This window comes from Marinobacter sp. 2_MG-2023, from assembly GCF_030546935.1.
Classification (GTDB): domain Bacteria; phylum Pseudomonadota; class Gammaproteobacteria; order Pseudomonadales; family Oleiphilaceae; genus Marinobacter.
Map to the genome: position 1 here is coordinate 591,175 of NZ_JAUOPH010000004.1, position 21,825 is coordinate 612,999.

Here is a 21,825-nt window from a genome sequence, read left to right on the forward strand (position 1 = left end):
TCCAACAGGAGGCCTCTTTAGTCAGTACTTTTACTTCATGGCTATTGCTGTTTTTTCGCTTTGACCGCTTCTTCTGCCGCATCGAAATTCGCCTGGATACGTTGCAGAAGGTAGTCACGAGCGGTAATCGGCGGGTATTTCTTCTCAGGGCCCTGAATGACCTGATCCTTATTAGCCTGACAGAAGAACGCCATGCTGTAGCGAGGGCCATTGTAGTCACCCGGCTTGGGCATCCGTACCCGGTGCAGGGTGGACTTCAAGCGATCATCACTCCAACGCATCAGCATGTCACCAATATTGCAGGTAATGCGATCTTCCTTCGGAGTAACGGTAAACCATTCGCGCTCATCACCCTTGCCTTCAGCATCCTTACCCGGACTCACCTGCAACCCGCCCTGTTTCTCCTGCTGAAATACCATTGTCAGGCAGTCAAAATCAGTGTGCGCTCCCGCTCGCCAGATCGACGCATCGGGGATCGTACCTTCCGGCAGCGGCAGGTAATGCAGCAGGCGCAGTGTGCTCTGATACTCTTCCGAACTACGGTCATGGGCATGGGTAAAAAACTCCCGATCGAAACCCAGACGCTCGGCAAAGCAAGACAATACTTTCATACCCAGCAGCCAGGCTTTGTGCTCGAAATCCAGCATAACCCGATGAAACTCGGGCACTACTGTCTGGTTAGGCCAGAGGTCATCCATATGCGGCAGGGTGATCTGATAAGACTCTTTGTCGTCCGCCGTTCCGGTGGACGGCCGCACTTGTGATTTGAACTCCCAACCGGAGTTGAGTCCCTTTTTAAGAGGGAAACGCTGTTTCTCAGACTCCGGCAACGCAAAGAAGCGCTCCGACAGACCAAAAGCCTGCTTGATCAGCGCCAGGTCCAGGCCATGTTCCGAGAGCTGGAAAAAGCCGACTTCCGTCGCGGCCTTCCACAGCTGATCAGTAATTTCTTCTCGGCGCAGGTCGAAGTCTGTCAGGTCGATCACGGGGACATCACACTCAATTTCCTTACCCATACCACCGAAAGTGGTTTCCAGGTTCAGCTCTTTGAGGGCGTACTTTTCTTGCGGGTTGTTCATGGGGCCTCCGGGGCATAATGTCAGCAGATAAACAGTGTTCGGAGGCAAACTGGCATGAAAACAGGGCGATCAGGCAAACTCAGAGCCCTAGCCACCAATCACGCCTGTTGCGCATCCGATCAGCGACTGAGCAATGACCCGAAACCCCTTTTCATCAGAGGATCCCTGACAGCTTCTACTCAGGAGGGCGGGCCATCAATCGGTGACCTGCCCCATACGTCGAACGCAGCAGATTTCATGCCAGCATCCTTTGGCAGAAAAACCCTGTCATTTCCTGCCTCAACCGACTTGTCCATCATCGTTCGCACATCCGAAACGAACCAATTCGATGCAAGGGTCAAATTTTTGCCCCATTTCAGCACTCAATTTCAAAGGGTTTCTGGCCTGAAATACTGAGCTGACCATACGGTCAATAAATGGAAGGGTTCTTGCATTCGGTTCAACACCAAACACCAGCCAAAGAGTAGAAGCTGTCAGAGGCGCAGCAGATCAACGCCAGCCTCGGGACATTGCTCTCATTAAAATGAAGGAGCAAGCATTGAACTACCTCATCCAGAACGCCCATGCCGTAGCATCCGACGCAGATCCGGAGGCCCGGGATATTCGCATTCGTGGTGGCCGCATTGCCGAAATGGGTCGCAACCTCAAGCAGACGCCAGAGGACCCGGAAACCCTGATAGACGCTTCCGGCTGTGTCATCTGGCCCGGTCTGGTGAATACTCATCACCATCTCGCCCAGTCGATCATGAAAGGGGTCCCCGCGGGGCTCAATCACAACCTTGGCGAATGGCTGAGCAGTGTGCCTTATCGCTTCTGGCCCAAGGTAACACCAGACATCATGTACCACGCCGCGCGGCTGGGCCTGTACGAGCTGATCCGGTCCGGAGCCACAACCTGTGCGGATCACCATTACCTTTATCACAGCAGCACCAGCCCCGAGCTTGAGGAGGCTGTCTGGCAGGCCGCAGAAGAACTTGGAATTCGTATGGTGCTCTGCCGGGGCAGCGCGACGGAGACAGGGTCCCACGAAGGCATGATTGAACACGGCATAGCGCCGGAGAGCATTGAACAGATCATCGACCGTCTGGATGTGACCCGGAAGAAGCATCACCAGCCTGGGCCTGATGCCATGAAAAAGCTGGTGGTAGCACCCACCAGCCTGATTCATTCGAGTTCGCCGGAAGGGCTGAAAGCCCAGGCTCGGTGGGCCAGAGAGAACAACTTGAAAATGCATTCGCACCTGCTCGAAGTCGACTTTGATGAGAGTCAGGCCCACAGCAAATATGGCATGAGTGCTATCGATTACGCGGAGTCCTGTGAATGGCTCGGGCCGGATGTCTGGTATGCCCACCTTGTTTACAGTGACCCGCACGCCATCAGGCGCCTGGCAGCTACAGGCACCGGCATTGCCCACTGCCCCACCTCGAATTGCCGACTGGGCAGCGGCATCGCCCCGGTGATTGATATGGAAGAGGCCGGCGTGCAGATATCCCTGGGCGTCGACGGCTCTGCGTCGGCGGAATCTGGCTCAATGCTTCAGGAGCTCAACCTCGCCTGGCTGATTCACCGTGCAGTGAAAGGCCCCAAAGCCACCACCCTGGAGCAGGTTCTGCAATGGGGCAGCCGCAATGGTGCTGAAATGTTGGGATTGCAAGACACGGGCAACCTGGAGGTTGGCAAAGCCGCCGATCTGGTCCTGTATGACATCGACCAGCCCCGGTTCGCCGGTGTCCACAGTCCCCTGACGGCACCATTGATGTGCGGCGAACCCGTGCACGTGCGGGACAGCTTTGTTCAAGGCCGCCAGATCGTGAAAAACGGCCATATCAATGGGCTGGACGAAGCCGAACTGACGCGGAATGTTCAGGAAAGTGTTTCCCGGCTGCTACGCGAAGCCTGAGGATTAAAACGCAAAAAGCCGGCAGGATTCGCTCCTGCCGGCCCAACTAGCCTGTAAAGCAACCGGCCTTAATCCGACAAGGTTGCCGTCATACCTTCTACGTACCAGTCCATGCCTGCCAGTTCCCCATTCGTCATGGAAACACCTTCAGGCACCCGCACTTCACCTGATTGATCTTTCAATGGGCCGGTGAACGGATGGAGCTCGTCGTTTTTCAAGGCATCAATCACCGAATTAACCTTGTCTTTCTGCTCATCTGAAAGTCGGTCACTCAAGCCAACAACCTGAACGGTGTCCTCAGACATACCACCCCAATAATCCGCAGGCTCCCAGGTGCCATCCATCACCGATTGCACAGTCTCTATATAGTAAGGGCCCCAATCATTAACAACCGACAACAGGTGCGCATCGCCACCAAAACTGCGCATATCGGAAGCCTGACCTACACCCCAGTTACCGCGTTTGCCGGCCGCGATAAGAGGCGCCGGGCTATCCGTATGCTGAACGATGACGTCTGCACCCTGATCCATCAGAGCATTCGCAGCATCAGCCTCTTTGGCAGGATCAAACCATGTATTAACCCACACAACTTTAAGCTCAATATCCGGATTCACTTCCTTGGCACCAAGATAGACAGCGTTGATATCACGGATAACTTCAGGAATCGGGAAAGACGCAATATAGCCAAGGGTATCGCTCTCTGTTACCAGGCCTGCAGCGACGCCCGTTACGTAACGGCCTTCATAAGTTACCGACAGATAGGTACCCAGGTTCTCGCTTGTCTTGTACCCGGTAGCGTGCAGGAACGTGATATCCGGATACTCTTCTGCTACCCGGGCAGTCGGATTCATGAAACCGAAAGATGTTGTAAAGATAATGTCGTTACCTGCCTGCGCAAGCCGTCTTATCGTACGCTCGGCATCCGCGCCCTCACTGACATTTTCGACGTAGGTGGTTGCAACCTTTTCCCCGAAATGTTCCTGCAGCGCAAGGCGCCCCTGATCATGCTGGTAGCTCCAGCCATGATCCCCGATAGGACCAACATAGACAAAGCCAACTTTCGTTGGGTCCTCTGCCAAAGCGGCTGTGGGCAGTGTCAGTATCGCAGCGAGCACTAGGCCAGACTTGAGTGTCATCAAACTTCTCCTTGCTGATTGCATCTCAGATAAATTCTGAAGTAAAAGGCTTCACATGATGTTTTGCAAAAAGCTGGCCAAGAGTTCAGTTTTTCGTTGCCCCTCTGATACCGGTAACAAAGAGTACATAAAGCAGACAGTTCGATGATCCGAGCCTTGCACCTGGCCCTGAAATGTAACAATTCAAACAGGTATTGCACCGTAACTGTGCCGAGGATACGAACCAGATCAGAATCGCACGCTGGATAAGAACCATTCGTTTTTGTGTGTTAGAGGAAAACCGTGCAATATCGCTGGGACTGGCTGATCACTGCATCGGACACATTCAGGTCTTGAAATACTCCGCAAAGCAAATAACGAGGTTAGATGGGAAGCGCCCGGCTATTACAGTTGTCCAGAATCCAACAGGTTCTGGACCATGTCCATCAAAATCTGGACAAGCCCTTGGCAGTGCCAGAGCTGGCAGAACGGTGTGGGCTATCACGCTGGCAATTCAATCGTATTTTTTCCCGGCAAACGGGGCTCTCACTGGGTCGTTATGTTAGGGAACTGCGCTTGAGTCGGGCGGCTGAAATGCTGCTTTTCACCAACCGGCGGATGATCGATATTGCTTTGGCCTGCGGTTTCAACTCCGACATCAGCTTCAGTCGGAGCTTCAAACAACATTTTGGTTGTGCCCCTGTCAAATACCGCCAGCGCGGCTTGCCGTGTCTGTTAAAAACCCCAATGTCCTGCCATCCGGACCTCTTGCCTCCAGAGTCACTGCGTTCGCGAGTACCCGGGATTCGGCTAGATTCCAGGCCAACATTCACCGTGGCGGGTGTTACGGACCAGGTGAACGGCCTGTTTTCAGAGAACCCTGATTTTTATGAAAAGCTACCACAGCTGTGGCAAGAGTTTACTGGCATGACCAGCGCAGACACTGACTGCACCAGAGTTGGCGTGTTAGACGTTACCCGTGGCTCTGAAGAACCTATAACCTACCTCGCCGGCGCAGAAGCTCAGGAAGTGCCAGATGCACACACGCTGAGTTGTATTACAGTGCCGGAGAGAAACTACGTCGTTATTGCGTTTCATGGCCCGCTGGCTTCCCTGGCAGACGTCCTGAAGTGGTTTTTCCGGGCCTGGCTTCCAAACTCCGGATGCGAAGCGCTCAACGCCCAGGATCTGGAAATCTACCCGCCAGGGCTAAACCCCTCTGCATCAGAAGTGTCTATGGAATATTGGATACCGGTTAAGCTTTGCCAACCAATAATTTCATGGAATGCACCAAACTGTTAAGTACCGCCCCGAAAATAAAAATACAATGATAATGATTCGCATTATTTTAGTGGCAGGCGCGTCTGTCCGACTCTGAACACAATGGGGCTTTACCATGAAAAGATCCTTTCTAAAACCTTCGATACTGGTTTTAGCGGCCAGTAGCCAGATAGCGTTTGCCAACGAGGTTACCGAGTTGGACGAATTGGCAGTTTACGGCGACACCTACCGCAATACCGCAACCAAAACTTCTCTACGCCCCGAAGAAACACCACAAAGCATATCCGTGCTGGACGAGCAGGCTCTGGAGATGCGGGATGCGGACTCTGTCGCGGCAGCGCTCCGGTACTCGCCCGGCGTCAACACAGAACTTCGCGGCGGGGCCGTTGGCCGTCTGGATCTGTTCAGCATTCGCGGTTTTATCAACTACCAGAATTACTACGACGGCATGCAGTTGCTTTACAACGACTGGAACCTTCAACCACAAATTGACCTGTTAGCGGTGGAGCAGGTTGAAGTGTTTCGTGGCCCTACCTCAACCCTGTACGGTTCCATGCCACCGGGAGGCATGATCAATCTGATCAGCAAGGAGCCTACGCTCGGGGCATCCAACAAGTTTGAGCTGGCCACAGGGTCGCGCAACCTGAAAGAAGCCTCGATTGAAAGCAGCGGCCAATTGGGAGACTCGGACTTATCCTACAGCCTGGTCGGGCTGGCCCGCAGCCGCGACGGCCAGGCCGAAACCTCGGAAGAAGAGCGTTACATGGTCGCGCCATCTGTGGACTGGCAGGTCAGTGATGACACACTGATCAATTTCAACCTGTACTATCAGAAAGACCCGGAAATGGGTATTTACACATCTCTGCCCGCCTCCGGCCTGTTTCTGCCGAGCCCGAACGGCGAGTTGGATACCGACGCCTTTTCTGGCGACGCTAACTGGAACCAGTTTGACAAAGAAGTTCTTCTGGCAGGCTATAAAATCAACCACAACATCAATAACAACTGGAATTTCCTGCAGAATTTTCGCTACACCGATGCCAGTGCGTTCCAAACCAATACATACAGTGACGGGCTGGCCGCTGACGGGCGAACCCTGGCACGGCAAGCCTATCTGACCGACGAAGCAACCACCGGATTTACAATCGACAACCAGATTTCCGGACGCTTCCAAACCGGCGCGGCCGAACACAATCTACTGGTGGGCTTCGATTATCTCAGCCTGGACTCAGACGTCATCTATGAAGATACGACTGGCGGTAGCGGCGCGCCGTCCATTGATCTGTTTAATCCGAATTACTACCAGATATCAAACTCGACAATCGACATTACCGACACTCTGTATTCCTCTGACTTCAACATCGAGAAAAAACAACTGGGCGTCTATCTACAGGATCAGATCAGAATCGGCCGGTTTGTGATGATAGGTGGGGTACGTTGGGATGATTTTACCGGCACGGAAAAGGGCAAGCAGTACGGGGCACCAGTAGACTCAAAGCTCGACCAGGATAATGTTTCAACACGGGCCGGAATTATGTACCAGGCGGCAAATGGCCTGTCGCCTTACCTCAACTTCGCTGAGAGTTTCGAACCACAGACAGGACGTGACCGGAATGGCAATGAGTTTGACCCATCCACAGGCGACCAGTGGGAACTGGGCGTTAAGTATCAGACACCGGACCAACGCACCACAGCCAACCTGGCGTTCTACCAGATCACCAAAGAAAACGTACCCACCCGTGATCCACAAGGTGGCCCTTACGACAAGATCCAGGCCGGAGCCGTTCGCTCACAGGGCCTGGAGCTGGAAGCCCTGGCTCAGCCTCTGGACAACCTCCTGCTAACCCTGAGCTACACGCTACAGGACGTAGAGATTACAAAGGACAACTCCGGCCTGAAAGGAAAAACCCCGGTATGGGTGCCGGAACACCTGCTGTCAGGCTGGGCTGACTACAGCTTTGACCAGGGCGTTCTGGATGGGCTGGTTGCCGGCATAGGTGCCCGATATATCGGAGAAGCTGAATACGACGCGACCACCAATTCCGGGCACGTGCCCGACGTTACTCTTCTGGACATTGCCCTTCGCTATGACCTGGGCAACCTGGCGCACACCCTCAAAGGCGCCGAGATCGGGTTGTCAGTGAACAACCTCACCAACGAACGCTATTACAGCTGTTTCGACATTTCGAACTGCTGGTTTGGGGAAGAAAGGACTCTGGAGACATCCGTCTCTTACTCTTTCTGATCTAAGTTTTTATTCTGCCAGTTAAACAGCATGCGTGTTTGAACTTATCAATTGCCTGGCCCACCGGTATTGCAATTGATAAGCGTTATTATTAAGATTAAAAATCAAGCAAACCGAACGCCGGAGCCCTATGAGCACAGCACTGGAGAGCCTCTATTCTGGCCCTTTGGAGAAACTCACTCCCCCCGGAGTGGGTAAACCATCCGCACAAAGCTCTATCCTGCGAGCCATAGATCTGCTTGACCCCGATAAGTTGGCCGCTCAGCTGACACGCTTTTCAACTCAATATGCCCAAAGCGATCCACGTGCGGTCGCTTCTTTATGGTCAAAGTGGCATTTCAGTGCACTGATTTCCTCGACGCTGGTCGCTAACCTGTTACTTGAGTACGACCTGCCTGTCGGGCTAGACGAAGCGAACATCGAAGTTGGCCCTGAAGGGCAAACCCGACGCCTGTGGGTTACCGACACCGGGCGACCACTGGGCTGCCAAAGTGCCTTCGGCCGCTTCAGTACACTGATCGACAGTCATCTTGTACCACTGATTACAGCATTAGCCGAGTATTCAGGCGCCTCGCCAAAAGTATTCTGGAGCAACGCAGGCAACCTGTTTGAATACTTTACCGAAGCACTGCATGCCCACCCTATGGCGAAATCCCGCTCGATTGAGCCCGCGAGGCAACTGCTCGCCAGCCGTCACCTGCCAGACGGCCGGCGTAACCCGCTTTTCCAGCCGGTATACTACGGGTCCGCTGCAGACGGGGGTAGCTGTGAGCGTCGCCGGCGCCTTTGTTGTATCCGCTACCTTAATCCGGAGCTGGAGTACTGCAGCAATTGCCCGCTGATTCGTGAATCCCGACAGGCCGAGTCAGTACTTTCTTAACCCCCACATAAAATAAGCGCCCCCCAGAAGCGCGGCTACGAGCCCCGCCGGGATTTCCTGAGGGAACAACATCTGACGCCCCAGCCAATCGGCACTTATCATCAATAAAGCGCCTACCATCGCTGAACCTACAAGATGAGGCAGCGCCTTGGAGAAGCCCAGCATTCGGGCAACATGAGGCGCCAGCAAACCTGCAAAACTCAAAGGCCCGACAATCAACGTTGCGAATGCAGTCAGTATGGCCACCACACCAAGCAGAATAAGCCTGACCTTATCCACACTCAGCCCCAGGCCCAAGGCGACGTTGCGTCCAAGGGGTAATACGTCCAACCACCGGGCGACCAGCGGAGTTAACGCCACCATCATGACAGCAATCAAAAGCGCACTCAGACCCGTTGAGAAATCAACGTAATAGGTTGAACCTGACATCCATGCGATTACCTGCTGGATGCGAGGGTCACCATTGGCAAGAAAGATACTTCTCAGCGGGTCAAATAAAGCTGCAATTGCTATTCCTGTAAGAAGCAGGCGTTCGGACTGAAACCCGGTGCGCCGATTCAACAAGATCAAAACTGCCAGCGTTATAATGGCACTCACTGAGCCCGCCAGGATGAGCAGCGGCGCGGTGACATGCGCAGAAAAGTAGATAGTCACGATCAAGCCGATAGCTGTGCCAGAGCTAATCCCCAACACCTCTGGACTCGCCATGGGGTTGCCCGTCATCCGCTGAATGGTTGCACCTGCCAGAGCCAGCAGAATCCCGGCGCCCGCAGCAGCCAGAACACGTGGAAGCCGCCAGTTGGCAATGGACGCCCATTGCGCGGTGTCATTGAGTACCCAGCCTCCAGGGGATTGTGTCACGAACAACGCTGCAACTATTGAAACCAGCAACAAGACAAAAAGCCAAAGAAACGTTCGGGAGGTGGGCTTACCGGCTGATTGTAGCGTCGTTTTATTAGCGCTTGCCGACGTGTCTTTAAGAGCCAGTCGCGGGATAAGCCAGAGTAACAGTGGTGCCCCCAACAGTCCGGTCATGGCACCGGTTGGGACCACTGAAGGCAGCTGCGCGGAATACTGGATCAATAAGAGATCAGTAGTGAGTAGAAGCAAACCTCCAAACACTGGTGCCCAAAGCAACCGTTGCATCAGGGTTCGCGCACCCATCAGCTTTACAATAACGGGTGCAGCCAGGCCTACGAAGCCCACGACACCTACCAGACTGACTGCCGATGCAGTAATAAAAACAGAAAGCCCGAGGCTGACCAACCGGAGCTTACGTATGGATATACCTAAACTGCTGGCACTGGATTCATCCAGTTCCAGCAAGGCCAGGGGCCGGGCAATGAGTCCGGCTATGACCGCTGCGACAATCAGGCGGGGCAACAAATTTAAAGTGTCGCTCCAACTATTCTGGGCAAGGGAGCCCGCAGCCCAGATCATCAGGCCGCGAAACTCCTCCTGATGAAACAGAATCAAAACCGTGCTCAGGGCCCCGATATACAAATTAACCACTAAACCTGCCAAAACCACCGCAACCGGCGCAAGGCCACGATGCCAGGATAACGAGAGCACAATCAGAAGTGATATTGCTCCCCCTGCGAGTGCCACCCATTCACCACCAAAGGTCAGGAGGCCGGGCGCAAAAAGCGTGGCCAGCAAAAGACCAAGCTGTGCGCCACTGGCAACACCCAATGTCGTTGGCGAGGCAATAGGGTTCCGCAAAACCTGTTGCATCAAGACGCCAGCCAAACCTAGTGCAGCACCAACCAGCAGGGCGATAGCCACCCGGGGCAACACGCTGAACTGGAGCACAACCGTAGACATCGCCTTGACGTCAGATGCAGCAGAAAAATCAAAACCACCCAGACTCAGCTCTGGCAACGTTTGCCTCAACAAATTGAAGCAGAGAAGGACGCAAAGGATAATGAGTGGCAAACAGATATAGGCCGGAGAGGCCGGCCTGCGTATCGAGATCATAAATCGCTCAAACCTGAATGAGTGCCGGCGTGACCAGTCACTGCCTGGTACAACTCATCGGCAAAGCGGACAGCTGAAGGAAGTGCACCAAAGCTCCAGACCGCCGGTAAGGATAGAACCCGGTCATGTCGCACGGCCGGCAGTGTTTGCCAGATCCTGTTGTTGTCAAAAACCCCCTCTGCGCTCATAGGAACCGGGTCCACTACAATCAGGTAGCCGTCGGTAGTCAGCTCCTCTATACCGACGGTGGTATAACCCCACATATTCGTTTCGCCTTTCCAGGCGTTTTGCAGTCCGAGGCGACGGATGACCATGTCATACAAGCTGCCTTTGCCATAGGCACGCACGTGACGGTCATCGATAAACTGCACCACCAACAGCGGAGGTGTATCTGCCGGCATTTCTTCTTTCAGCTGTTCAATTCGCGCACGATGTCGATCTATAACAGCCTCCGCCTCTGCGGAGCGGTTAGTCATCTCGCCCACCCGTCTCGTAGTCTCGACAAGGTTTTGCCAAAAATCGTTATCGGGATTGTAGGTAGTCAGGGTCTGAACCGGTGCTATCTGTGAAAAAGTTGGTTCAATTGCGCTGAACAGAGGAGATATCAGAATTAAATCAAGCTGCAGGGAAGCAGCCAATTCTCTGTTGGGCTGGGCACGCAGGCCAATATCCACAACCTGTTCAGGAAGTGGCGGTTCTCCAACCCAAGTCTGATAGTCCTTGATCTGAGCCGCAGCAACCGGCACCACTCCCAAGGACAGGAGAGTTTCGACCAACGTCCAATCAATGGTCGCCACTCTGGGGGGAGCAGCATTTTGAGACTGGCCCGGACTGGATACTGCAGCTCCGACGCTCAGAGACACCAGCATAAGAGAGAAAAGCAGCAGTACCAGAAGACCCAGAACAAGAACCTTTTGATAACAAGAGTAGCGAGCGGACAACAACGAATTATCCAGAAAAGACAACATAGCTGGAAAACTGAACCTCCAGCACTTCGCCACAGACACCAATGCGAGCCAGATACCCGCTTGGCCGGTTTGCATACAAAGCACTTTTAAGAGAACATAAATACGACTGATTATTATTGCATATCAGGCCAGCAATTCCAGCCACTATTCAGGAGTTTTGATGGAGTTACTCGCCATCGTTTTCCGCCAGTACCGCACCCCTTTTATAACAATCATGCTTCTAAGCCTCATCAGTGCAGGCGTTGGCATTGGCGTAATCGCGTTCATCAACCAACAGCTGATTGAATCTGCGGGGGCACCCTGGCACGTGCTGCCAACCTTTTTCGGGCTGGTTATGCTCATGCTGGCAGTAACGCTGGCAGCCCAACTGGCACTCACCACGCTGGGGCATCACTTCGTTTATGATTTGCGCGGCCGGCTGATCAAGCAGATTCTGGACACAGATATTGAAACCCTGGAACGCATCGGCAGCGCGGGCTTGCTGGCAAGCCTCTCTGTCGACATACGAAACATAACCTTTGCCTTTGTTCGTTTGCCGGAATTAGTCCAGGGTGTCGTTATTACTCTATGCGCTGCCGCATATCTTGCATGGCTTTCACCCGGCATGCTTGTCGTGACCACTTTGTGGGTCGCTGTTACGATAATTGGCGGCTGGCTGCTGGTTCAAAGGGTATATCACCACCTGGCGCAAGTCCGGGAAACCGAAGATGCGCTCTACCGTGACTATGAGTCCTTTATCGACGGGCGGAAGGAGCTTGCACTAAACCGCAGCAGAGCTCGTCAGCTATATGACGTCGACTATGAACGCCATGCTCGCAGCTATCTCTGGCATATAATCCGATCGGATACCTTCCACCTTTCAGCGGTAAACTGGTCCAATATCATGATGGTTGGTGCGATCGGCCTGGTCTTTTTTCTGGCCAATGGTCTGGGCTGGGCCAACACCAATATCGCAGCAACCTTCTCGCTTACGCTGCTGTTTATCCGCACGCCTCTGATCCAGGCTATAGGCGCGCTGCCTACGCTACTGAACGCACAGGTTGCATTCCGCAAACTGGAAAGTCTTGAGCTGGCAGCTTACGCGCCTGAGTTTAATGTGACGTCTCCCTCTCCCGACTGGAATACCATTGAACTGCGGGGTGTTACCTACCAATACCCTGGCCAGGGCGGCCGAGGGTTCTCCGTGGGACCAATTGATATCACGTTACGACGCGGTGAACTGGTCTTCCTGATTGGGGGAAATGGAAGTGGAAAATCCACTCTGGCCCGCCTTCTCACCGGCTTGTACCGGCCCCGGAGTGGTGAAATCCTGGTAGACGGACAGCCGTTGACTACCGATCAGGACTGGCAGAACTTTCGTCAGCGATTCTCTTCTGTATTTACAGACTTCCATCAATTTGACCGACTTCTCGGCCCGGACGGTGAAAAGGCTGAATCAGAACTGTTGAGTGAGTGGCTCAAAAAACTGCAAATGAACAAAAAGCTGGAGATAGACGCCGGTCGAGTAACAAATCCCCAGCTATCGCAGGGACAACGAAAGCGACTTGCTTTGCTATTGGCTGTCGCCGAGCAGCGAGGCTTTATGCTTCTGGATGAGTGGGCTGCGGACCAGGATCCCCAATTCCGGCGGTACTTTTACCGGGAGCTACTGGGCCACCTGCATGAGATGGGCGTTACCATATTCGCAATCAGCCACGATGATCATTACTTCGAGCATGCCGATCGCTTACTGGAGATGAAAGAGGGGCTTATGCATGAGCTGACAGGCACACAGCGCGATCTTGCAACACAGGATGCCGTCACCAGGGTGAGTGAGGTTTAATCCTGCAGGAGCCCATGTGAACCGGCCGACAGCATCCTTGTGTCAAGCTACAGCTATAGCTCCCCCCTCTACGCGAGGGTGAGGTATAACGGACATATTGATGCCATAAATCGCTTCAAGAGCCTCCGGCCTCATGATTTCTTTCGGGCTACCCTGAGTTAAAAGGTGACCACTGTGCAACGCAATAAGATGGTCACAGTAGGTGGCTGCCATGTTGATATCATGCAACACCACCACCACTCCCATCTCCAGATCCCGACCCAGCTTTCGGATCAGTGCCAGCACTTCAATCTGGTGGGCAATATCCAGCGCCGATGTAGGCTCATCCAATAGCAGGTAACGGGCGTTTTGCGCAATCAACATGGCAATCCACACCCGCTGACGCTCGCCCCCGGAGAGCTCATCAACATTTCGATCAGCGAACTTGCTGGTCCCCGTCAGCTCCATGGCTCGCTCGACCTGGGCCTGATCTTCTCTGGTAAAGCGACCCAGAGCACCGTGCCAAGGGTACCTGCCGAGACGAACCAGGTCGGCGGCGGTGAACCCTTCGGTCGCGGGTAATTGTTGTGGCAGATAAGCAATCTGCTGAGCAAGGAGCCGGTCACGCCATTTAGCCAGAGGCTTACTGTTCAGCAAGACGCAACCGCTGCTCGGCGTGTATTGCCGGGCCAACAACTTCAACAGCGTTGATTTTCCTGAACCGTTATGACCAATCAGCCCTATCACTTTCCCTGGATCAATAGCCAGATCAACGGGATGCAACAACACTTTACCATTGACCTGCCAACTGACCGATTGCAACTCGAACATAAAACCTCGGGTAAGGGGTAAACGCCTCTGACTATTAATGGCTTACCAGTGGTAACTCACACTCGCAGTCGCGCGTCTTGCTTCGCCGTAATAACACCAGTAATCACAACTGGCGACATATTCTTTATCAGCTACGTTGTTGATGTTGAGTTGCGCACGCCAATTCTTCGCAAAGTCATAGCTCGCCATGACATCAAAGACTGTGTAGGAAGGAACCTCGTAGCCATAGGTCTCATCCTTGGTTTCACCAACAAAGCGTGCCCCCGCCCCTACCTTCAAACCAGGCACGGCTTGTGAAAACGCGTAGTCCAGCCAGGCCGAGGCCATATGGCGCGGTATCAGCGCAGCTCGAACCTCATCAGCGCCAATCGCCCGGTTTTGCGTAGTGGAATCACTGTAGGTGTATGCCGCTGTCACCTGCAGGTCGTTAGTCAGGTAGGCGACCCCTTCCAGCTCAAAGCCATTGGTATTGCGCTCGCCCTCTTGCACCTGAACAGCGCCATCAGTCACCAGTGAGTTTTTCTCTTCGATCTGGTACACCGAGGTATTCAAATAACCATCAATGCTTTCTGGCGCATACTTGATGCCTGCTTCCAGCTGCTTTCCTTCCCTGGGCTTATACAAATCACCATTGGTATCGGTACCCACAATGGGCTGAAATGACTCGGTATAACTGATGTAGGGCGAAACACCATTGTTCATGACATACATGATGCCACCGGATAACGAGACCTCGTTGTCGTCGGCACGTTCTTTGGTACCGCCAGCCAGATTATCCGTTTCAGCTTTGTCATACCGCGCGCCCGCCAAAAAGATCCACTGATCATCCAGGCGGAGTTGGTTTTGAAGATAAATACCCGTTTGCTGTTTTTTGATGGTTCGTTGCGTCAGATCGCTTTCAGCCACAGGCGTGTAGTTGCCATATTGGGGTTCGAACAGATCTACCGTCCCGAAAGGAAATGGATCCGCCTCTTTTCCTGAATTTTTCAGATCCTGGTAGTCCACTCCTACCAGTAACGTATTTTCGGTGCGATCCGTGAACCATTTACCAACCACACGGTTATCAATCGTCCAGGAGGTGATATCGCCATCACGGTATACCAGGCCTCGGGTACCTTCTCTCGGTGCACTCTGGAAGAAGATGTAGGTACTGCGTAGCAGCATGTCTAGCTTGCTGTAACGCAAATCCTGCTCAAAACGCCAGGTATCGTTAAGCTGATGCGAGAACTGATAGCCCAGTGACGTCTGCTCGCGCTCATTCACATCGTAGTCAGGCTCACCGTAATTCACCTCGGGGTCGACTTTACCGAAGGGCGTGTCCTCAATAGTGCCATAGGGCAGCTTGAAGCCATTGTAGGGCACCGCGTCATCCTTCTGGAAACTACCCAGAAGTGTCAGCGTGGTGTCATCGCTAATGTCCCATTCCAGACTTGGAGCAAGGTAGTAACGCTTATTTTCCGAGTCATCGATATCACCTTCAGCGTCCTGGTAAAGACCGACCATGCGATAACGTACTTCACCACTGTCATTAACCGGGCCAGAGCTATCAAACCCAATCCGCTGGTGGTTATTGGTCCCACCTTCGATAACAACCTCCCCCTGACGGTCTTCTGTAGGGCGTTTGCTGATGGCGTTTATAACGCCGCCTGGAGGCGCTTCACCGTAGAGAACGGAAGCCGGCCCCTTCAACAATTCTACCTGCTCAAGCCCATAGGGTTCCGGTAGCCATTGATAGAAGCCTGCGCGGTATATACGTAAACCATCCTGATAGGTCGACTGATCATAACCCCGCACTTTAAACCAGTCGGTATCGTTATCGCTGCCATATTGGCCACTTAAAACACCTGCGCGATAGCGAAAGCTTTCGTCGAGGGACTGCACGTTGCGTTCTTCCAGTTCATCACGGGTGACGAGAGAGGCCGGACGTGGCGTTTCAACAATAGGAGCCTCCACTTTGAGTGCCGTTCCGGTTACAACAAGCGGGCTGAGTAACTCGGCCTGGTTATCGGAGGTCTGCGCCATTGCAACAGGCACGGCACCCAGACAGGCTATGGATACGGCGTACCCTATACCGTTGAGACGTAAGCGAAGTGGGAAAGTGCTGGGAAACATAGTGTGAACTCGAACGAAGTATTGACGCCTTGCAGTACCAGGCTGAATATATAGTAATGATAATCGTAATGAGTAGCATTTAAAAGCCGTTATTGATCGGAAGACTCGACCCGCACCAACGAAGCAGGACAGTAACCAGTTCAGTTTGTCCTGGTAATTGGATGGATGACCTCAACGCTCAGGTGGGCATCACCGGGCCTCTCACCGGCGGCAGTAGCGGATGGTATTGTTTACAAAATTCAACAGAAGGCGTTACATACAACCACTATCCTTCGCACCCTATCCATCTACCCCATGTATCCCAAGGACACTTACTGCATATGAATAACACAGACCTGGTTTTCCAAAGCTATGGAAGGTGCTGTAACCGCGATGAGTTCTTCGTCGATTTCTACGACCATTTCATGTCGAGCTCAGAAGCCATCAAAAACCGTTTTGTGAACACCGATATGACCGCACAACGCCACCTTTTGCGCAACGGCGTTCTGCAGCTGATTCTGACCGCACGCGGCATGCCGGACCGCAAACTCAAAGCACTTGGTGAGAGCCATAACCGTTCCAACTACAATATCCAGCCGGAGTGGTATTCACTGTGGCTGGATTCACTGATGAAAACCGTGCGCCGTCACGACCCTGAGTACACAAAGGATCTCGAAAATGCATGGAAAGAAGTTCTGACACCGGGAATTGATCTGATTCGCGGGGCCTACTAACGGCCCGCCGGGCTGATACCTCTTGATTCGGCTCATTGATTTACACACACTTGAACCCCAGCTCCCCAGCGAATAACTGCGTATATGCTCTACAAATTACTGCCTGGCTTACTTTGGCTGCAGGGATATACGGCCCATACGCTAAGACAGGATGTGGTATCGGGCCTAGCTATTGGCGTCATGCTGATTCCGCAAAGCATGGGCTACGCGGTGCTCGCCGGGTTGCCACCGGAACTCGGGTTGTACGCCTCGATTTTCCCTCCGCTGCTTTACGCCCTGCTCGGAACCTCCAACAAGATTTCCATTGGGCCGGTAGCTCTGGATGCGATCCTTATCCTCTCCGGCCTGAGCGTGCTTGCAGAACCGGGCACAGATCAGTACCTGCAACTTGCGGTTGAGCTCACACTGCTGGTTGGCTTGATTCAGTTTGCCTTCGGGCTTTTGCGCTTCGGTTTTATAGTCAACTTTCTCTCCTATCCGGTTATCGTCGGTTACACTTCCGCCGCAGCGGTTATCATCATAGGTAGCCAGCTCCAGAGCCTTGCAGGTGTTCATGTAGACAGCGCCAATGTGCTGGACCTTTCCTGGCAATTACTGACGCACATCAGCGATTGGCACGGCGTTACGCTGGGAATCTCGGTGGCGAGTCTGTTGTTTATATTTTTGTGCAAACGTTTCCTGCCAAAACTACCCAACGCACTGCTTCTGCTGGTTGGCAGCATGCTTTTATCTGGGCTGTTTCATGCGGGACTGGCCGGTGTAGAAGTCATCAACTCCGTGCCGCGAGGTTTTCCACCGCTGCAGATCCCGGATATCGATTTCGCAAAACTCGCCGAGTTGTTGCCGGTAGCCTTTACCGTGGCCCTGATGGGGTTCGTGGGCACCATGTCGATATGCAAGTCTCAGGAATCACCGAAGGACAAGCACACAGTACAGCCAAATCAGGAACTGATCGCACTTGGGCTGGCCAATGCTCTGGGTGCCATGTTTCGCAGCTTCCCGGTGTCCGCCAGTTTTTCACGCAGTGCCGCTTTCCGGGAGGCGGGCGGTTTGACTCAGGTGTCTGCAATCGTTTCTTCCGCTCTGATTGCCATCACCGTCGTTTTTCTTACGCCATTGTTCGCTGACTACCCCCTGCCTAAAGCTGTGCTGGCGGCAATCATCGTGATGTCGGTGTTGGGGCTCTTCAAGTACAAAGAAATGAAAGTTCTGTTCCGACAGGATAGAAAGGAGTTTGTGATCCTGCTGGTCACCTTCCTCATCACACTATTACTGGGCGTTCAGCAGGGGTTACTGGTAGGTGTGGCAGTGTCGCTGTTACTGGTTATTTACAACAGCACAACACCCCACATCACAGAGTTGGGCAAGATCGACGGAGAGGATCTTTACCGCAATATTCACCGGTTCGAAAGCATCAGCGTGCGGAAAGACCTGTTGGTTTTCCGCTTCGATGCGCCACTGTATTTCGCCAATAAGGATTATTTCAAATCGCGGCTGTACGGCATGATGAAGCGACGCCCCGAAGGGTCATTGAAAGCCGTGATACTGGATGCACAAGCCGTCAGCAGCATCGACAGTACCTCGTTGATCATGCTGGAAAGCGTGATCGAAAACCTGCGGGAGCAAGGTATCCAGCTTTACCTTGTAAGCCTGATAGGCCCGGTTCGCGACACCCTCACGCACTCTGCCGCCTTACGGGAGTACGTTCTGGATGAGCATATGTTCCCCCAGATAACCGATGCTGTGCTGTACATTGACCAGGGCATCAGCTCTCGTGCGTCGATAGCCAGACAAAGCAATACCACAAAAACCCGGCGGCGCCGGACATAGTAGTTTGACTAAGCCCGGGTTTCCCGCTCAACGGCGCCCGGGCCGCCAGCCGCCAATATGGCAGCCCCGAACACACAAACCGCCATAACCATCACAATAGGCAACAGAGTTCCACCAGCCAGTGCAGTCGATAACGCGCTTATGGCACCGGCGATGGTGAACTGCGCTGCGCCAAGCATGGCAGCAGCCGTGCCACCCAAATGCGGGAAGAACTCCAGAGCGTTGGCCATGTTGTTGGGAATGATCGCCCCCATGAAGCCAACGGAGGAGATAATGCAGGCGGCGACCACCCAATAGGGTGCGCCTGCCCAGGCGCTGATCACCAATAAGCTGACCGCAATAGCCTGGAGAAATACACAGGCTCTGAGTATCCGCACCGATTTATACCGGTTAAGTAAGCGCCGATTGAGCAGATTAAGGCTTGCCATAGCGACGATATTCGCAGCGAACAGTGCAGAGAATGTGGCGTTGGAGAGCCCGAACCATTCCTGATAGATGAACGATGCGTGGGTTATAAACACGAGCATGGCACTGAAGCAAAGCGCCTGTAAACCAACAAACCGCATGGTGACGCGATGGCGAAGCACCAAACCATAGTTGGTAACCAGCGTAGCCACAGGGGTCTGACTTTTTTGCCTCGAAGGCAGCCGCCGGAAAAGAACAAAATGAAGAACAATGGCCAACAGCGCACCATAACCCGCTAACGCCAGAAAGATCGAATGCCACTCACTCAGGTACAGCAGAAGACTACCGATCGACGGTGCCGCCGCCGGGGCTATGAACATTACAAGACCAATCAGCCCGAACAGGCGTGCCGCATCCTGCCCGTGGGTCTGGTCCCGGACAATGGCCGGGACGGATACCGCACAGAAGGCTCCGCCAATGCCTTGAACAATCCGCCAACCCAGCATCTCCGGCAGCGTTTGCGCCTGTGCAATCATGAATGCCGCACAGGAGAAGACTGCAAGCCCGGTAAAAAGCACCTGCTGCCGACCATAGCGATCAGATAGCGGGCCGCCCAACAACTGGGCCAGCCCGAGGGCTCCCACATAAGCGCTGAGCGTCAGCCCGACACTTCCATGGCCAACGCCCAGCTCATCGACAATTGCCGGGAATGCCGGCAAGTATGCATCAAGCGCCAGGGGGCCCAGGGCAACGGTCATGCCGAGAAGAATGGCTAGCTGAAGATGGGATAAAGCAGATGGTTTCAAACCGGCATCCAACAAAGAGTGACCAGACAGAACATGAAAAACCTTAGATTATTAGGGTGCTTACTACACAAGAGTCTACACCATCAGCGCAAAATACACTCCCTGCTCAACGCCTGACTGACATTACGGCGCTTGTGCCTAAGGCTATTCCCTTTACTGTTTCCATAGCCGGACCGAAGCTGCGCCTGAATCTTCGCCAGCTCGCGCCGATAGCTAGCGCAGGTTTTATTCTGCTGTGCCAACATCTTTTCCTTCGACTTGTTACGCGCTGAGTCCTCTTTGCGATCAGACGAAAGCATGCCCTGCACCTGTTCACGGATCGCCGAAATACGCCGGTGCTGCTGAAGGTTCTCCACCATTGGCACTGTCACGGGGGCAACCACTTCAACCGGCCGGTGAGGTCTGTCAGGCGGAGGGGTATCCGTGAAATGAACAACGCCAAAGGCGTCTGTCCAGGTATAGATATCGGCGCACACCGATGATGAGAAAACCAGCGTCAGCACCGCAACTGCCATCATCCCTGGCATAACAATCCACTCCCTGTGGTTAGGTTAATTGCCGGGGCAGTATAACGGTTACCACAGGGTGTGTAATGCAGGGCACAATGGAGAGTGAAATACGGCTCCGGCCAGCACTTATTGGTCGAGCAACTCCACCCAGTGCTGCACGGGCACACTGGCCTTGGTCTCAAGATGCATCTGGCAGCCAATATTGGCCGTTACGATACGGTCAGGGCTGTCTACGGTCAGCGCCTTGAGCTTGTTGCTCAGCAATTTCTGGCTGAGTTCCGGCTGCAGTACCGAGTAGGTGCCCGCCGATCCACAACACAGATGCTTCTCTTTGGTGATGGCCAGATCAACTCCGGCTTTGGTGAGCACCTGTTCCACGACACCGCTTTGCTTCATGGCATGCTGCAGTGTACAGGGGCAATGAAACGCAACCTTGCCAGCGCTCTGCTGAACTTTTAAAGCTTCAAGGTCCTGCTTCAGCAGATACGCACCAAGATCAGTGCAGAGTTCGCTGACTTTTTGTGCCTTCGCAGCGTACACAGGGTCGTCCTTGAGCAAGTGCCCATAATCCTGAACCATGGCGCCACAGCCAGATGCTGTCATTACCAGGGCTTCTGCTCCGGACTCGATAGCAGGCCACCAGGCATCAATGTTCTGGCGCATGCGCTCCAGGCCTTTCTCATGCTCCGAAAGATGGTAGTTCACAGCGCCACAGCACCCGGCTTCCGGAGCTTCGACCATAGTAATGCCGAGCTTGTCCAATACACGAGCTGCTGCTGCGTTGGTGTTCGGTGTTGCTGATGGCTGCACACAGCCTGCCAGGGCCAGAACAACTCGATTATGGCTCGCGGCCGGCCAGGGGCTGGCCTGCTTTCTGGGTGGTACTTTGGCGCGCAGCTTACCCGGCAGCACAGGGGCGAAGGTCTGCCCAAGACGCAACATGAACCCGAACAACACACGATTGGGAAGAACCCGCGCCAGAGCCCAACGCATCCATTTGTCTTTCGGAGCCCGGGGCAGCTCTTTATCGATGAGGTTCCGGCTGATGTCCACCAGACGGCCGTATTGCACTCCAGACGGACAGGTGGTTTCGCAGCTGCGACAGGTGAGGCAACGATCAAGATGCTCCCGGGTTTTTTCAGTCACTTCGGCGCCTTCAAGGAACATTTTCATGAGGTAAATGCGACCACGGGGGCCGTCTCGCTCATCGTTCAGCTCCTGATAGGTCGGGCAGGTTGCGGTGCAGAAGCCGCAGTGAACGCAGGCTCTGAGGATAGATTCTGCCTCCTGCCCTTCCGTTGTATTGGCAAATTGTTGAACCAGGTTAGTTTGCATGTTTTACCTGCTTTGAACTCTCATTCGGTAGTGTAGCGACC

The 21,825-nt window shown here is 53.7% G+C and carries 16 protein-coding genes; 7 read left to right on the forward strand and 9 right to left on the reverse strand.

Annotation, left to right across the window (positions count from 1 at the left end):
• Positions 1–41 precede the first annotated feature (41 nt).
• Entirely contained in the window at positions 42–1,079 is a 1,038-nt protein-coding gene (locus Q4501_RS13385; RefSeq protein WP_303596740.1) for an isopenicillin N synthase family oxygenase, read from the reverse strand.
• Between the two features lie 538 nt (positions 1,080–1,617).
• Between Q4501_RS13385 and Q4501_RS13390 the strand changes: the two genes are divergently transcribed.
• Positions 1,618–2,979, forward strand: a complete 1,362-nt coding sequence (locus tag Q4501_RS13390) for an amidohydrolase family protein (protein ID WP_303596741.1) — start codon at positions 1,618–1,620, stop codon at positions 2,977–2,979.
• Between the two features lie 68 nt (positions 2,980–3,047).
• On the opposite strand, the gene Q4501_RS13395 is transcribed toward Q4501_RS13390, so the two are convergent.
• Positions 3,048–4,115 (reverse strand): BMP family ABC transporter substrate-binding protein, encoded by a 1,068-nt coding sequence (locus Q4501_RS13395; protein ID WP_303596742.1) that lies wholly within the window; start codon positions 4,113–4,115, stop codon positions 3,048–3,050.
• A gap of 390 nt (positions 4,116–4,505) precedes the next feature.
• Here Q4501_RS13395 and Q4501_RS13400 point away from each other — a divergent pair, with 390 nt between their 5' ends.
• The 3 genes from Q4501_RS13400 to fhuF all read left to right on the forward strand — a co-directional run bounded on the left by Q4501_RS13400 (position 4,506) and on the right by fhuF (position 8,497).
• Positions 4,506–5,396: a helix-turn-helix domain-containing protein gene (locus Q4501_RS13400; RefSeq protein ID WP_303596743.1), complete on the forward strand. Its 891-nt coding sequence runs from the start codon at positions 4,506–4,508 to the stop codon at positions 5,394–5,396.
• Between the two features lie 94 nt (positions 5,397–5,490).
• Positions 5,491–7,617, forward strand: a complete 2,127-nt coding sequence (locus Q4501_RS13405) for a TonB-dependent siderophore receptor (protein ID WP_303596744.1) — start codon at positions 5,491–5,493, stop codon at positions 7,615–7,617.
• Between the two features lie 130 nt (positions 7,618–7,747).
• Positions 7,748–8,497, forward strand: a complete 750-nt coding sequence (fhuF, locus tag Q4501_RS13410) for a siderophore-iron reductase FhuF (RefSeq protein WP_303596745.1) — start codon at positions 7,748–7,750, stop codon at positions 8,495–8,497.
• Here fhuF and fhuB read toward each other — a convergent pair.
• Both fhuB and Q4501_RS13420 read right to left on the reverse strand, forming a co-directional pair.
• A complete protein-coding gene (gene fhuB / locus Q4501_RS13415) occupies positions 8,483–10,474 on the reverse strand; it encodes a Fe(3+)-hydroxamate ABC transporter permease FhuB (RefSeq protein ID WP_303596746.1) in 1,992 nt (663 codons plus the stop codon). The genes fhuF and fhuB overlap by 15 nt on opposite strands.
• The gene (locus Q4501_RS13420) at positions 10,471–11,517 is read right to left on the reverse strand and encodes an iron-siderophore ABC transporter substrate-binding protein (protein WP_303596747.1); all 1,047 of its coding nucleotides are present in this window, start codon (positions 11,515–11,517) and stop codon (positions 10,471–10,473) included. Before Q4501_RS13420 ends, fhuB begins: the two co-directional genes overlap by 4 nt.
• An 85-nt stretch (positions 11,518–11,602) precedes the next feature.
• On the opposite strand from Q4501_RS13420, the gene Q4501_RS13425 reads away from it, so the two are divergent.
• A complete protein-coding gene (locus Q4501_RS13425) occupies positions 11,603–13,264 on the forward strand; it encodes a multidrug ABC transporter permease/ATP-binding protein (RefSeq protein WP_303596748.1) in 1,662 nt (553 codons plus the stop codon).
• A gap of 42 nt (positions 13,265–13,306) precedes the next feature.
• Here Q4501_RS13425 and Q4501_RS13430 read toward each other — a convergent pair whose 3' ends face one another.
• Positions 13,307–14,074: an ABC transporter ATP-binding protein gene (locus tag Q4501_RS13430; RefSeq protein ID WP_303596749.1), complete on the reverse strand. Its 768-nt coding sequence runs from the start codon at positions 14,072–14,074 to the stop codon at positions 13,307–13,309.
• Between the two features lie 42 nt (positions 14,075–14,116).
• Positions 14,117–16,186 (reverse strand): TonB-dependent siderophore receptor, encoded by a 2,070-nt coding sequence (locus Q4501_RS13435; protein WP_303596750.1) that lies wholly within the window; start codon positions 16,184–16,186, stop codon positions 14,117–14,119.
• A gap of 320 nt (positions 16,187–16,506) precedes the next feature.
• Between Q4501_RS13435 and Q4501_RS13440 the strand changes: the two genes are divergently transcribed.
• Both Q4501_RS13440 and Q4501_RS13445 read left to right on the forward strand, forming a co-directional pair.
• On the forward strand, positions 16,507–16,899 hold the full coding sequence (locus tag Q4501_RS13440; protein ID WP_303596751.1) for a globin: 393 nt from the start codon (positions 16,507–16,509) through the stop codon (positions 16,897–16,899).
• 84 nt (positions 16,900–16,983) lie between these two features.
• On the forward strand, positions 16,984–18,729 hold the full coding sequence (locus Q4501_RS13445) for a SulP family inorganic anion transporter (protein WP_303596752.1): 1,746 nt from the start codon (positions 16,984–16,986) through the stop codon (positions 18,727–18,729).
• A gap of 8 nt (positions 18,730–18,737) precedes the next feature.
• Here the strand turns inward: Q4501_RS13445 and Q4501_RS13450 are convergent, their stop codons facing one another.
• The 3 genes from Q4501_RS13450 to glcF form a co-directional block, all read right to left on the reverse strand.
• Positions 18,738–19,940: a multidrug effflux MFS transporter gene (locus tag Q4501_RS13450; protein ID WP_303596753.1), complete on the reverse strand. Its 1,203-nt coding sequence runs from the start codon at positions 19,938–19,940 to the stop codon at positions 18,738–18,740.
• Positions 19,941–20,023: 83 nt separating this feature from the next.
• A complete protein-coding gene (locus Q4501_RS13455; protein ID WP_303596754.1) occupies positions 20,024–20,467 on the reverse strand; it encodes a DUF4124 domain-containing protein in 444 nt (147 codons plus the stop codon).
• A 108-nt stretch (positions 20,468–20,575) separates the two neighbouring features.
• The gene (gene glcF, locus Q4501_RS13460) at positions 20,576–21,784 is read right to left on the reverse strand and encodes a glycolate oxidase subunit GlcF (protein ID WP_303596755.1); all 1,209 of its coding nucleotides are present in this window, start codon (positions 21,782–21,784) and stop codon (positions 20,576–20,578) included.
• Between the last annotated feature and the right edge of the window lie 41 nt (positions 21,785–21,825).

Excerpts from the sequence above, each read along its gene's own strand:
- Q4501_RS13385 (WP_303596740.1), bottom strand. The coding sequence starts at position 1,079 with ATGAACAACCCGCAAGAAAAGTACGCCCTCAAAGAGCTGAACCTGGAA.
- Q4501_RS13395 (WP_303596742.1), bottom strand. The coding sequence starts at position 4,115 with ATGACACTCAAGTCTGGCCTAGTGCTCGCTGCGATACTGACACTGCCC.
- Q4501_RS13405 (WP_303596744.1), top strand. The coding sequence starts at position 5,491 with ATGAAAAGATCCTTTCTAAAACCTTCGATACTGGTTTTAGCGGCCAGT.
- fhuF (WP_303596745.1), top strand. The coding sequence starts at position 7,748 with ATGAGCACAGCACTGGAGAGCCTCTATTCTGGCCCTTTGGAGAAACTC.
- fhuB (WP_303596746.1), bottom strand. The coding sequence starts at position 10,474 with ATGATCTCGATACGCAGGCCGGCCTCTCCGGCCTATATCTGTTTGCCA.
- Q4501_RS13420 (WP_303596747.1), bottom strand. The coding sequence starts at position 11,517 with ATGCAAACCGGCCAAGCGGGTATCTGGCTCGCATTGGTGTCTGTGGCG.
- Q4501_RS13425 (WP_303596748.1), top strand. The coding sequence starts at position 11,603 with ATGGAGTTACTCGCCATCGTTTTCCGCCAGTACCGCACCCCTTTTATA.
- Q4501_RS13430 (WP_303596749.1), bottom strand. The coding sequence starts at position 14,074 with ATGTTCGAGTTGCAATCGGTCAGTTGGCAGGTCAATGGTAAAGTGTTG.
- Q4501_RS13435 (WP_303596750.1), bottom strand. The coding sequence starts at position 16,186 with ATGTTTCCCAGCACTTTCCCACTTCGCTTACGTCTCAACGGTATAGGG.
- Q4501_RS13440 (WP_303596751.1), top strand. The coding sequence starts at position 16,507 with ATGAATAACACAGACCTGGTTTTCCAAAGCTATGGAAGGTGCTGTAAC.
- Q4501_RS13445 (WP_303596752.1), top strand. The coding sequence starts at position 16,984 with ATGCTCTACAAATTACTGCCTGGCTTACTTTGGCTGCAGGGATATACG.
- Q4501_RS13455 (WP_303596754.1), bottom strand. The coding sequence starts at position 20,467 with ATGCCAGGGATGATGGCAGTTGCGGTGCTGACGCTGGTTTTCTCATCA.
- glcF (WP_303596755.1), bottom strand. The coding sequence starts at position 21,784 with ATGCAAACTAACCTGGTTCAACAATTTGCCAATACAACGGAAGGGCAG.